General features: G+C 70.7%; 12 protein-coding genes and 1 riboswitch. Of the genes, 3 read left to right on the top strand and 9 right to left on the bottom strand.

Annotated elements, in window-relative coordinates:
- Positions 1-340: 340 nt before the first annotated feature.
- A complete protein-coding gene (locus tag DKM19_RS16000; protein WP_089205529.1) occupies positions 341-550 on the bottom strand; it encodes a ubiquitin-like protein Pup in 210 nt (69 codons plus the stop codon).
- A 234-nt stretch (positions 551-784) separates the two neighbouring features.
- Here DKM19_RS16000 and DKM19_RS15995 point away from each other — a divergent pair, with 234 nt between their 5' ends.
- From DKM19_RS15995 to DKM19_RS15985, 3 genes are all read left to right on the top strand, one after another.
- Complete coding sequence (locus DKM19_RS15995; RefSeq protein WP_110696369.1) at positions 785-1189, top strand: hypothetical protein; 405 nt, start codon at positions 785-787, stop codon at positions 1187-1189.
- 95 nt (positions 1190-1284) lie between these two features.
- Positions 1285-2082, top strand: coding sequence for a serine/threonine-protein kinase (locus DKM19_RS15990; protein WP_369989008.1), 798 nt, complete (start codon positions 1285-1287; stop codon positions 2080-2082).
- Between the two features lie 238 nt (positions 2083-2320).
- A complete protein-coding gene (locus DKM19_RS15985) occupies positions 2321-3220 on the top strand; it encodes a serine/threonine-protein kinase (RefSeq protein ID WP_110696368.1) in 900 nt (299 codons plus the stop codon).
- A 4-nt stretch (positions 3221-3224) separates the two neighbouring features.
- Here DKM19_RS15985 and DKM19_RS15980 read toward each other — a convergent pair whose 3' ends face one another.
- The 8 genes from DKM19_RS15980 to DKM19_RS15945 form a co-directional block, all read right to left on the bottom strand.
- On the bottom strand, positions 3225-4766 hold the full coding sequence (locus DKM19_RS15980) for a cobyrinate a,c-diamide synthase (protein WP_110696367.1): 1542 nt from the start codon (positions 4764-4766) through the stop codon (positions 3225-3227).
- Complete coding sequence (gene cobO, locus DKM19_RS15975) at positions 4760-5362, bottom strand: cob(I)yrinic acid a,c-diamide adenosyltransferase (protein WP_110696366.1); 603 nt, start codon at positions 5360-5362, stop codon at positions 4760-4762. The genes DKM19_RS15980 and cobO overlap by 7 nt, the downstream gene beginning before the upstream one ends.
- Before the next feature lie 203 nt (positions 5363-5565).
- On the bottom strand, positions 5566-7707 hold the full coding sequence (locus DKM19_RS15970) for a putative cobaltochelatase (RefSeq protein ID WP_110696365.1): 2142 nt from the start codon (positions 7705-7707) through the stop codon (positions 5566-5568).
- Positions 7704-8267, bottom strand: a complete 564-nt coding sequence (locus tag DKM19_RS15965; protein ID WP_110696364.1) for a histidine phosphatase family protein — start codon at positions 8265-8267, stop codon at positions 7704-7706. The genes DKM19_RS15970 and DKM19_RS15965 overlap by 4 nt, the downstream gene beginning before the upstream one ends.
- Positions 8267-9013: a CbtA family protein gene (locus DKM19_RS15960; protein ID WP_110696363.1), complete on the bottom strand. Its 747-nt coding sequence runs from the start codon at positions 9011-9013 to the stop codon at positions 8267-8269. Before DKM19_RS15960 ends, DKM19_RS15965 begins: the two co-directional genes overlap by 1 nt.
- A gap of 7 nt (positions 9014-9020) precedes the next feature.
- Complete coding sequence (locus DKM19_RS15955; RefSeq protein WP_179281851.1) at positions 9021-9215, bottom strand: CbtB domain-containing protein; 195 nt, start codon at positions 9213-9215, stop codon at positions 9021-9023.
- Positions 9216-9258: 43 nt separating this feature from the next.
- Positions 9259-9352, bottom strand: a riboswitch (adenosylcobalamin (AdoCbl) riboswitch).
- 117 nt (positions 9353-9469) lie between these two features.
- Positions 9470-10987, bottom strand: coding sequence for a depupylase/deamidase Dop (gene dop, locus DKM19_RS15950; RefSeq protein ID WP_089205521.1), 1518 nt, complete (start codon positions 10985-10987; stop codon positions 9470-9472).
- Between the two features lie 86 nt (positions 10988-11073).
- Positions 11074-12207 (bottom strand): acyltransferase, encoded by a 1134-nt coding sequence (locus DKM19_RS15945; RefSeq protein WP_239514275.1) that lies wholly within the window; start codon positions 12205-12207, stop codon positions 11074-11076.
- Positions 12208-12295: the final 88 nt, after the last annotated feature.

Here is a 12295-nt window from a genome sequence, read left to right as displayed (position 1 = left end):
ATCATCCCCTCGGATTCCAAAGGTTCACAACGTTAAAAGATCACAGCTTCAAGCGGTCACGGCCGAACCCGGCGCGTGACCCGGTCCCTTCACGTGCCGGCCGGTATCGGCGCCCCCCGGAAACCCCTGGGTGTTCCTTGACGGCCTTTCACCGCCCGACACCGGCCTTCCGGACGTCCCGGGGCCGGGCATCCGCGTGGGCGCTCCCCGCGGCAGCGGGCGCGATCGCCCGCCACCCGCCCGAATCCGGCGACCGGCCGGCCGCCCCACGGCGGGGCCAGGTGTTCGGACCCGTCATCGAATCCGGCCTCGCCCCTGTTCGTGGATCCGGACGCGCGCCCTACTGCCCGCCCTTTTGCACGTACGACCTCACGAACTCCTCGGCGTTCTCCTCAAGAACCTCGTCGATCTCATCGAGGATCGCGTCGACGTCGTCCGAGAGCTTGTCCTGACGCTCCTGGACGTCAGAGGTGTCCGCCGCGGCGGTCTCCTCCACCTCCTTGTCGCTCCGGCCTGTCTGCTTCTGTCCACCAGTGTCCTTGCTTGCCATATCTGTGGCACCTCCGCTTAGGGGGACGTATCTGCTTCGTATCTTTCCCCGAAGTGACAGACATTGCGCGCGGATCACCCCGCGATCTTTGCGGGAGGTCACCGAGGTCGCTCCGAGAGTCCTGTACGTCAGAGAACCCCCCGCCGGCCCCAAAAGGCAAATTCGAGCCCGCTTGACTAGATAGTCTCCCTATCCAATAATTGGCTAGCACCACTATCCAATGGAAGGACCCCCGTGTCACCGTCCTCACTGAGCACCGCCGGAGTGCTTCTGATCACCGTGCCCGCCGTCGCCTTCGGCGGGATCTCCCTCCTCGCGCACATCATGCGCAACATCCCGGGCTACCTGGACAACCCGGTACGGCGCGGCCTGTGGCGCGCCGGGCACGCGCACGCGGGCGTGCTGGTGCTCTTCGCCCTCGTGGCGATGATCTACATCGACCAGGCCGACCTGTCGGAAGGCCTCAGAAACCTGTCCCGGATCCTGATCGTGGCGGCGCCGATCCTGATGCCCCTCGGCTTCTTCCTGTCCGTGGCACGCCCCTCGGACACCAAGCCGAACAAGCTGATCTGGCTGGTCACCCTCGGTGGGGTGTCCCTGGGCGCGGGGACATTACTACTCGGCATCGGTCTCGTCTGAGGGCTCTCACCTCGCGGATCCGGATTGCCGAACGTTCGCGGGCGTGTTCGGACCGTTCCAGGTAGGCCTTGGGCGTTCGTAACTGCGATCATTGGGTGGTGAGCACCATCATCGCCCGCCGGTACAAACTCGTCTCCCGCGTCGGCCAAGGGGCGACAGGTGTCGTATGGCGTGCCTTTGACTTATTACTGGAGCGAGAGGTGGCGTTGAAGGAGATCGCTCTTCCCCCCGGGCCCGCCGCGGCGGAGCAGCGGCGCCGGGTGGTCCGTGAGGCCCGGATGGCCGCGCGACTGAGCCACCGGGGGATCGTCACGGTGCACAATCTCGCCGAAGAGGCCGAGCGGCTCTGGATCGTGATGGAGTTCCTGGAGGCCCTGACACTGCACGACACGATCGTGCAGGCGGGTCCCCTCCCCGTGGACCTGGTGGCCGCGATGGGACGCCGGTTGCTGGACGCCCTGCGGCACGCCCACGACGGCGGGGTCATCCATCGTGACATCAAGCCCGCCAACATCATGCTGACCGGCGACCGGGTGGTGCTGGCCGACTTCGGCTTCGCCGCGCCGGAAGGCACGGCCAACACCTCGATGCGCGGCACGCCGGCGTTCATCGCGCCGGAGACGCTGCGCGGCCAGGGCGGGACCCGCGAGGCGGACATGTGGTCGTTCGGGGCGACCCTGTACATGGCGGTGGAGGGCAGGACGCCGTTCCGTACGGTGGATTCGATGCAGGCCCTGGTCGCGGCGTTGCAGGAGCCCCCGCGCGCGCCGCGCCGGGCGGGCGCCCTGGAGCCGGTGCTGCGCGGGCTGTTGCGCAAGGATCCGAAGGCGCGGCTGAGCGCGGAGCGGACGTCGCAGATGCTGTCGGACTCGCGCTGTTTCAGCGCGGCCTGAGCGCGATCCGAGGACGGCGCGGGCGCTACGTGAACCCGCGCCCCATCGCGTTCGCCACGCCACCGGGTGCCGCGGCTGATTCTTTGATCAGAAATTGGGAAGAACCAGGGCAAGGCTCTCCATATTCGCGCAACCGAATCGTTACATATAATCACCCAATGTAATCGCGTAGTGCGCTATTTCACGTGAAGATATGAATCAGTCGAGAGCCCCGGCTTCTAGAGGCGACGGGTGATTCATGGGAACAGGTACAGGCAGGGGAAAGAGCCGCTTACTGGGGGGTCGCTACCGGCTGATCTCGCCGGTCGAGCAAGAGGGCGCGAACGTGATGTGGCGGGCCCACGACTCCCTGCTCCGGCGGGATGTGGCGATCAAGGAGATCCGGCCGAAGTTCCGCGAGCACGGGGCAGACCTGCGCGACGCGCGCCGCCGGGCACTGCGCGAGGCGCGTTCGGCCGGACGGCTGAACCATCCGGCGGTGATCTCGGTGCACGACCTGCTGGAGGAGAGCCAGCGGCTCTGGATCGTGATGGAGCTGCTGGAGACCCGCACGCTGAAGGAGACGGTGCGGCGTCTGGGCCATCTGTCGGTCCGCCGGACGGCCTGGATCGGGTTGCGGCTACTGGGCGGGCTGCGCCACGCACACGAAGCCGGCGTGCTGCACCGGGACATCAACCCCGGCAGCATCCTGCTGACCGGCGACCGGGTGGTGCTGTCGGATTTCGGGCTCGCGGCGCTGAACGGCAATTCGAGCATCTCGACGACCGGACCGGCCACCTGCACCCCCGGCTACATGGCGCCGGAGCGGCTGCGGGGCCTGCCGGCGACTCCGGCGGGCGACCTGTGGTCGCTCGGGGCGAGCCTGTACTTCGCGGTGGAGGGCCGGCCACCGTACTCCGCCACGGACGAGCTGGCGGCGCTGGGCATGAAGACGACCAGGGATCTGCGGCCGGCGCTGAGGGCCGGGCCGCTCCACCCGGTCCTGGAGGGGCTGCTCCAGTGCGACCCGGCGGTCCGCATCAGCGCCAGGCGCGCGGTACGCATGCTGTCGGAGATCCCCGGGGTGAAGGGCACGGCGACGACCGCGCCGCCGCCGCGGCTGCCCACGGCGCAGAGACCCCCCCACTCCTTTACTTAGTAGATCAAATGCTCCGGGCGCGGCACGCCTCCACGAATCGGGGGGCCAGGTGAGGGCTTCCCGCCCAGTGCAGGTGCAGGTAGGAGGCGGCCACCCGGCCGTCGCCGAACCCGTCGGCGCCGCCCCGCCAGCGGAACAGGGGCCGGTCGGGCGCGGGATCGACGGCGGTGCGGTGGAACTCGTGGCCGCGGTAGCGCTCCCCGTTCCTGGTCAGCACCGAGTCCCGGACGGCCACCGCGTCACGGTAACCGAGGGTGAGGGCGCCGGTCATCCGGGCCTCGATGTCGAGGATTCCGCACATCGGCCTGCCGTCCAGCTGCCGGGCGAGGTAGAGCAGGCCCGCGCACTCGGCCGAGATCGGCCCGTCGAACGCGGCGACCTCCTTGCGCAGCGGCTCGTTGGCCGACAGCTCCGCGGCGTACACCTCGGGGAACCCGCCGCCGATGACGATGCCGCGGGCCCCCTCCGGCAGGGTCTCGTCGGTGAGGGGGTCGAAGGGGACGACCTCGGCTCCCGCGGCCGTCAGGAGTTCGGCCTGCTCGGCGTAGCCGAAGGTGAACGCCTGACCGCCCGCGACCGCGATCCGCACCCTGCCGGGAGCGGAGGGATCGGGGGCCGGTGATCCGGCGAGCGGCGGCGGGGCCGTACGGGCATCGCCACCGGGAGCCCGTGGGGCAGTGAGCCGCGGGAGCTCCTCAGGGTCGCTCGCGGTCCACGGGTCGGCGGGCGTGCGAGCGAACTGCTGGAGCTCCTCCAGGTCGCCGGAGGTCCACGGGTCGGCGAGCAGCGGCGGAGCCGTACGAGCCAGCCGCGGGAGTTCCTCCAGGTCGCCGGGGGTCCACGGGTCGGCGAGCAGCGGCGGGGCCGTACGAGCCAGCCGCAGGAGTTCCTCCAGGTCGCAGGAGGCGGCGATCAGCGCCGCGACGGCGTCCATGGCCTGGGCGGCCTGGGTGCGGCGCTCGGCGGCGGGGACGAGGCCCAGGTGGCGGGAGGGGGTGGCGACGGCGTCGCTGCGGCGGATCGCGCCCAGCACCGGGACGCCGCTCTCGGCGAGGGCCTCACGGCAGATGCTCTCGTGCCGTTCGGAGCCGATCCGGTTGAGGATCACCCCGCCGAGCCTGATCCGGGTGTCGTAGGAGGCGAACCCGTGCACGAGCGCGGCCACCGACCGGCTCTGCTTGGCCGCGTCCACGACCAGGACCACCGGCGCGTCCAGCAGCCTGGCGACGTGTGCGGTGGAGGCGAACTCGCTCGCGCCCGCGCCGTCGTACAGGCCCATCACCCCCTCGACCACCGCGAGGTCGGCCCCGGCGGCGCCGTGCCGGAAGAGCGGGGCGATGCGCTCCTCCCCCACCAGCCACGGGTCGAGGTTGCGCCCGGGGCGGCCGGTGGCCAGGGCGTGGTAGCTGGGGTCGATGTAGTCGGGGCCCACCTTGTGCGGGGAGACCGCCATGCCCCGGCGGGTGAACGCGGCCATCAGCCCGGTCGCCACGGTGGTCTTGCCCGCTCCCGAGGCCGGGGCCGCGATGACCAGGCGGGCTACCATTCGATGCCTTTCTGGCCCTTCTGCCCGGCGTCCATGGGGTGCTTGACCTTGCCCATCTCCGTCACGAGGTCGGCGGCGTCGAGCAGCCGGGGGTCGGCGTCACGGCCGGTGATGACAACATGCTGGGCCCCGGGCCGGGCGCGCAGGGTGTCGATCACGTCGTCGACGTCGATCCAGCCCCATTTCATCGGATAGGTGAACTCGTCGAGCACGTACAGGCGGAACGTCTCGGCGGCGAGGTCGCGTTTGATCTGCTCCCAGCCCTCGCGGGCGTCGGCGGCGTGGTCCTCCTCGCTGCCGGGACGCTGGATCCAGGACCAGCCCTCCCCCATCTTGTGCCAGGAGACCGATCCGCCCTCCCCCGAGTCGCCGAGCACCCGCAGGGCGCGTTCCTCGCCGATCCGCCACTTGGCGGACTTGACGAACTGGAAGACCCCGATCGGCCAGCCCTGGTCCCAGGCGCGCAGGGCCAGGCCGAAGGCGGCGGTGGACTTGCCCTTGCCCGGGCCCGTATGGACGATCAGCAGCGGCCGGGCACGGCGCTGCCGGGTGGTGAGGCCGTCCTCGGGCACGCTGACCGGTTTGCCCTGCGGCATCGTCAGTCCTCTCTCTGCGTCATGCGGCGCTCCGCCGCTCAAGTCTCGGCGTCACGCGCCGCTCACATCCCTGCGTCACGTGCCGCTCACGTTCCGGCGTCGCGCGCCGCTCACATCTTCACGTCATGCGCCGCTCCGGCGCTCACGCCTCGGCGTCATGCGCCGCTCAGGTCTCCGCGCCATGCGGCACTCACGTCTCCGTGTCATGCGGCGCTCCGCCGCTCGCGGATCATGCCGGCGAGGTCGGTGAGGTCGTCGAGACGCACGGTCTCGGCGCCCATCCGCCCCGCCAGGGCTCCGGCGAGGCCCAGGCGGACGTGGCCGCCCTCGCAGTCCACCACCACGCTCGTTATCCCTGCCAGAAGTCCCGCCGCGCGGTAGGACTCCTCCACGGTGCCCGAGGTGGCCCGCCCGTCGGTGACCAGGACCAGCAGCGGGCGCCTGGCCGGGTCGCGCAGGCGTTCGACCCTCAGCACCTCGGCGGCGCGGAGCAGCCCGGCGGCCAGGGGGGTACGGCCTCCGACGGGCAGCTCGCGCAGGCGGGCCGCGCCGGCCTCGACCGAGGAGGTGGGCGGCAGGACGAGGTCGGCGCGGGTGCCCCGGAAGGTGATGAGCCCGACCTTGTCGCGGCGCTGGTAGGCGTCGAGCAACAGGCCCAGCACGGCGGTCTTGACCGCGCGCATGCGCTGCCTGGCGGCCATGGATCCGCTGGCGTCGACGACGAACAGGACCAGGTTGCCCTCGCGGCCCTCGCGGACGGCCTCCCTGAGGTCTCCGCGCCTCAGGACCAGGCCGGGGCCGTTCCTGCCGCGTTCGCGCTGGTACGGCGCGGCGGCGCCGACGGTCGCCCTGAGATGCAGGGAGCCCGGGCGTGCCTCGGGGACGCGGGCGCCGGTGGTCCGGCCGAGGGGGGTCATGGCCCTGGACCGCCGTCCCGGAGCTCCCGAGCCGACCCCCGGGACCGTGAACAGCCTGGTCCTCGCCGCGGGATCGGCGTCGAAGGTCTGTTCGCGGCCGCCGGAGCCGGTCGCCGGCTTCGAGTCGGCGGGGGGCTGTGTGCCCGGTGTGTCCGGCGTGCCGGGGTCCGGGGCGCCGGCGCCCGGAACATCCGGCGTCGCGGGGGCTGTGGAGTCGGTGGAGTCGGCTGCGTCGGCAGGGGCACCGCCGCCCGGACCCTCCGGACCCGGATCATCGGGTCCCGAGCCGTCGGGCCCCGGACCCTCCGGAGGAGAGTCGTCCGGATCCGAGTCCTCGGGGCCCGCGCCGTCCGGGGTCTCGGGGATCTGGTTCAGGAGGTCTTCCAGCTTGGACTCGTCCAGGCCCGGAGCGTCGAAGGGGTCACGGCGGCGGCGGTGCGGAAGGGCGAGCCTGGCGGCCTCGCGCACGTCGTCGGCGGTGACCTCCGTACGGCCCTGCCAGGCGGCGTGGGCGATCGCCGCGCTCGCGGTGACCAGGTCGGCCCGGAGCCCGTCCACTTCGAACGCCGCGCAGATCGTGGCGATCTGCCACAGCGCGGAGTCGGGCAGCACCACCTGGGGCAGCAGGGCCCGCGCCTCGGCGATCCGCCGCGCCAGCTCCCGCTCCTCGCCGGACCACCTCTCGGCGAACCCCTCCGGATCGGCTTCGAACGCCAGGCGCCGCCGGACCACCTCCGCCCGCTGGGACGGCTCCCGCGACGCCCGGACCTCCACGGTCAGCCCGAAGCGGTCGAGCAGTTGCGGCCGGAGCTCCCCCTCCTCGGGGTTCATCGTGCCCACCAGCAGGAACCGGGCCGCGTGCCGTACCGACACGCCTTCACGCTCGACGTAGCACGTGCCGAGCGCGGCGGCGTCGAGCAGCAGGTCGACCAGGTGGTCATGGAGCAGGTTGACCTCGTCCACGTAGAGGACGCCCCGGTGGGCGCCCGCCAGGAGACCGGGTTCGAAGGATTTCACGCCCTCGGTGAGGGCCCTTTCGATGTCGAGGGAGCCGACCAGCCGGTCCTCGGAGGCGCCGACCGGCAGCTCGACCAGGCGGGCGGGCCGTACGGCACCGGCCGTGGGAGCCGGAGGCTCCACCGCTTCCGTCCGGGCCTCGTGCGGCCCGTCGGGACACTCGGGGTCCGGGGCGGCGGGGTCGCAGGAGAAGCGGCAACCGCTCACCACCTCGACGGGTGGCAGGAGCGCGGCCAGCGCTCGCACGATCGTGGACTTGGCCGTGCCCTTCTCCCCTCTGACCAGCACTCCGCCGGAGCGGGGGGACACGGCGTTGAGGATCAGCGCGAGCTTCAGGTCCTCCGATCCCACGACCGCGGTGAAGGGATAGCGGGAGTCACGCACCTTCGAGGTCTCCTTGCATGTCGTCATGGGGTGTAGCTCAGCTGCCAGCGCCCGCCACGGCCGGTGAGCGCGACGCGGGCCAGCGGTGCGACGTCGATCCGCCAGAAGGCCGCGGCCGGCGCCCCGAGGGCGTGGACGACCGCGGCGCGGATGATCGGGGGGTGGGTGATCGCGACGAGCCGCCCGGGGGCGCGGCCGGCGAGCCAGCCGGCCACCCTGCCGAGGAGGACGGTGATCGACTCTCCTCCGTGGGGCGCCGCGGCGGGATCGCCGAGCCAGGACGCGAGGGCCTCGGGTTCGGCGGCCTCGACCTGACCGAGCGTCCGGCCGCTCCATCGTCCGTAGTCGCAGTCGGCGAGCAGCGGGTCGGGGTCGATCCGCAGGCCCAGTGCCGCCGCGGTCTGGACGCAGCGCAGCTCGGCGGGGCAGGCCGCCGAGCCGTGGCCGAACTCCCGCGCCAGGTCCGTGGCCCGGCGCAGGCCGCGTCCGTCGAGCGGTTCGTCGCCCGGGAACGCGGCCCGTACCGTCGCCGAGGTTGAGGCGTGGCAGACGAGCAGCAGGCGGGTGACCCCCGAGGGGGCGGTCATCACACCGTGCTGCGCCTGCGCGCGGCGAAGGCGAACAGTACGCCGATGCCGGTCCAGAACACCGCCTGGGTGCCGATGGACGCGATCCGGAAGTTCCACAGGAGGTCGGCGGGGAAGCCCGCGGGCACCTCGTTGATCTCCGGAAGAAGGATCCAGGCCACCACCACGGGGATCAGTGTCGAAGCACCCGCCGCCAGCCACCGCAGCCAGGGCTCACGCTCTGCGGCATACCGGTAGGCGGCGGTGCCCGCGGCGACGGCGAGGATCCCGATGAGCACCGCGACCAGATAGAGCACGGTGCGCTGGTTGATCGTCTCGGGGTCGCCCACCGCGGGTGGGTTGGCTGGATATTTCAGGAAGGGAATGAGGACGATGGCACTGAAGGCGGCGGCCGCGAGGGTTACCGCCAGCACCGGTTCGGACCGGGGTCCGACCCGGCCGCGCAGGGTCGCGTAGACGAGGGCGAACAGGCCCCCGACGGCCAGGCCGTACAGGCCCAGGGCGAGGAAGAGCCCGAAGCGCTGCCCGTCCCTGCTGACCAGTGCCTCGTCCTCCCCATGGGAGTGGGCCGCGGGTTCCGCGGCCTCGGAGTGGGATTCTGCGGCCGGGGCGGCGGCCGAGGCCGCCTCCTCGATCGCGATGGCCTGGTCGATTCGCGGCTCGCCCACGGTGTAGGCGAAGGCGGCCGCGAACAGCCCGGCGAGCAGTCCGACGAGGAGTCCCCGGACGATGAGTTTGGTGATCACCTGTGGCTCAGTGACACGGAACGCCGAGCAGATGGCGCCCGTCGTGCATGAGTTCGTGCAGGTAGTTACCGGTCTGCGAGATCGCTCCCTGGTCGAATGTGACCAGGTAGGCGAGCAGCAGCAGCACCGGTACGGCGAGCAGCCACCAGGTGAGCGAGGACAGGGGGATGGGCTGGGCTTGCGGAGCCGAGATCTGGCTCACAGGCACCTCCTTCGGGATTTACGCGTCCCTTTTTCGTAGGTTGGTGGCGGTCGAGTGACCTGGCTTCCGGCGCTGAAGTGCCGGTTACAGTGGCGCGACCGCACCGGTATTTCACCGGATTTCCCTCGCACCGCCACAAATCCCCCGGAACGTACCCCGGTTACCTATCCCCCGTCAATCCGGACACTGCGACCAATTGGGCATGACTGTAGGGGAGGCGGCCCGATCGGGCCGCCTCCCCTACAGCTGAAGGGTCACTGCTCGCCGGTGAGGGCCGTCACCAGCTCGGCGGCGGTCCGGCAGCGGTCGAACAGCTCGCCCACGTGGGCCTTGGTGCCGCGCAGCGGCTCCAAGGTCGGAACGCGCTGCAACGACTCGCGGCCGGGGATGTCGAAGATGACCGAGTCCCAGGAGGCGGCGGCGACCGACTCGCTGTACTGGCTCAGGCAGCGGCCGCGGAAGTAGGCGCGGGTGTCGCTGGGCGGGATCTCGACGGCCCGCTGGACCTCTTCCTCGGTGACCAGCCGCTGCATCCGGCCCCGGGCGACCAGCCGGTTGTACAGGCCGCGGTCGGGCCGGATGTCGGAATACTGGAGGTCGACGAGCTGCAGGCGCGAGTGGGACCAGGGAAGGTTGTCGCGGGTGCGGTAACCCTCCAGCAGTTCCAGCTTGGCGACCCAGTCCAGCTCCCTGGAGAGCTGCATCGGGTCCTCGGCCAGGCGGGTGAGGACCGACTCCCAGCGGTCGAGGACGTCCTTGGTGGGTTCGTCCACGCCGTTGGCGCTGCGCTCCTCGGCATATTTGCGCGCCAGCTCGAGATACTCCATCTGGAGCTGGACGGCCGTCAGCTTGCGGCCGTCGCGCATCGAGATCTCGTATTTGAGCGTGGGGTCGTGGGAGACCGCCCGCAGGGCCTGGACCGGGTTGTCCACGGTGAGATCGCGGGTGAAGTAACCGTCCTCGATCATGGCGAGGACCAGCGCGGTGGATCCGAGCTTCAGGTAAGTAGAGATCTCCGACATGTTGGCGTCACCGATGATGACGTGCAGGCGGCGATACTTCTCCGGGTCGGCGTGCGGCTCGTCCCGGGTGTTGATGATCGGCCGCTTGAGCGTGGTCTCCAGGCCCACCTCGACCTCGAAGAAGTCGGCCCGCTGGCTGATCTGGAAGCCCTCGCTGCGCGAGTCCTGGCCGATGCCGACCTTGCCGGCGCCGGTGACGACCTGCCGGGAGACGAAGAACGGCGTCAGGTGCCTGACGATGTCGGCGAACGGCGTGGCCCGCCGCATCAGGTAGTTCTCGTGGCAGCCGTAGGAGGCGCCCTTGTTGTCGGTGTTGTTCTTGTAGAGCTGGATCGGTGCGTTGGCCGGCACCGCCGAGGCGCGGACCGCGGCGTCGTGCATGACCCGCTCCCCCGCCTTGTCCCAGATCACCGCGGCTCGCGGGTTGGTGCACTCGGGAGTCGAATATTCGGGATGGGCATGGTCCACGTACAGCCGGGCGCCGTTGGTCAGGATCACGTTGGCCAGACCCAGGTCCTCGTCCGTGAGCTGACTCTGGTCCGCCACCTCCCTGGCCAGGTCGAAACCTCGCGCGTCACGCAGAGGATTCTCCTCCTCGAAGTCCCATCGCGCGCGCCGCGCCCTGGCCGTCGAGGCGGCCAGGTAGGCGTTCACAACCTGGGAGGAGGTCACCATCGCGTTGGCCCCCGGCTGTCCGGGCACGGAGATGCCGTATTCGGTCTCGATGCCCATCACCCGCCGTACCGTCATGCGCACCCTCTGTTCATCCGGGACTGTTCTCTTCTCGGTATGTATTCCCGACCCTAGACCCTTCACTATGCCCGGTGGTCAGACAGTTATGGCACCGAGGCCTTTTCGCCTTTCATGAAGGGTGTCCCGGTTGGTGGAGCGGGCGGCGAGACGGGCGGCAGCGGAGACCTCCCGCGCCTCCTGGCCTTCACGAACTCCTGGAGGGGCCGTTCGGCCACCCGGTACACGAGGTAGGAGAAGGCCATCGCGGCCAGCACCGTGACCACGGCGGTCAGCCAGGGCGGCAGCGTGTCCCGGAGGAGGGGAATGATCAGGACGGCGGCCGTGGGGTGGAAGAGGTAGAGCGGGTAGGTGAGCGCGCCCAGGACGGTCAGGCCACGCCAGCGGATCCGGCGCAGCCAGCCGAGCGCCACCGCCGCCATGAGCACGTAGAAGCCGATCACGACGACGGCGACGGCCCAGCCGGGCACGGGCATCGCGGCGTAGCCGACCAGTTCGATCCGTCCCGCGACCCGCTCCATCGCCGCATTGACCGCCAGGCCCCCGCTGACCCCGGCGAAACACCACAGGATCAGCTTGGGCCCGTACCTCGTCATCAGGAAGAAGGCCATGCCGCCGACGAAGTACGCCGCGTACTTGGGCATCACCACGAGGTCGACCCACGCGGCGTCACTGTTCGAGAAGATCCCCGCGGCCAGCAGCCAGACGCCCATGAAGATCAGGCAGCGGTTGAACGTCACCCCGGCGAGGACCAGGACCGAGATCAGCAGATAGAAGCGGAGCTCGGCCCAGAGTGACCAGTAGACCCCGTTGGCGTCGTAGACGCCGAAGGCCCGCTGGAGCATCGTGAGGTTGATCCCGTACTCCCCGAGGCTGAGCTTGGGGTCCAGGGCCGTGGCGGCGGTCAGGCCGTAGACGGCGGCGGTGGCGGCGACGCTGACCCAGTAGGCCGGGAAGAGCCGCACCAGCCGGGAGAGGGCGAACGCGCCGATCCCCCGGCCCCAGATGCTCATCAGGATGACGAAGCCGCTGATCATGAAGAACAGCTCGACGCCGAGGATGCCGAGCCCGGACAGCGTGGAGATCGCGGGGAACAGCTTGGCCGGGCGATCCCCCCACACCGAGGCGAAGGCGATGAAGTAGTGGAAGGAGACCACCGCCAGGGCGGCGACAAAACGCAGGAGGTCGAGTTCGGCGAGGCGGCCGCTTCCCCGGGCCACCTCGCGAGGCCCCGTGCCGGTCACCTGGGTGCCGGGCCGAAATGTTCACGCACGCCACTTGGACGGCATTTCGATCAGTTGGGTTCCC

The organism is Streptosporangium sp. 'caverna' (assembly GCF_003203775.1).
In the GTDB taxonomy this organism is placed as follows: domain Bacteria; phylum Actinomycetota; class Actinomycetes; order Streptosporangiales; family Streptosporangiaceae; genus Streptosporangium; species Streptosporangium subroseum.
The sequence above is the reverse complement of the archived record's forward strand: the minus strand, read 5'-3'. Positions and strand labels throughout refer to the sequence as shown.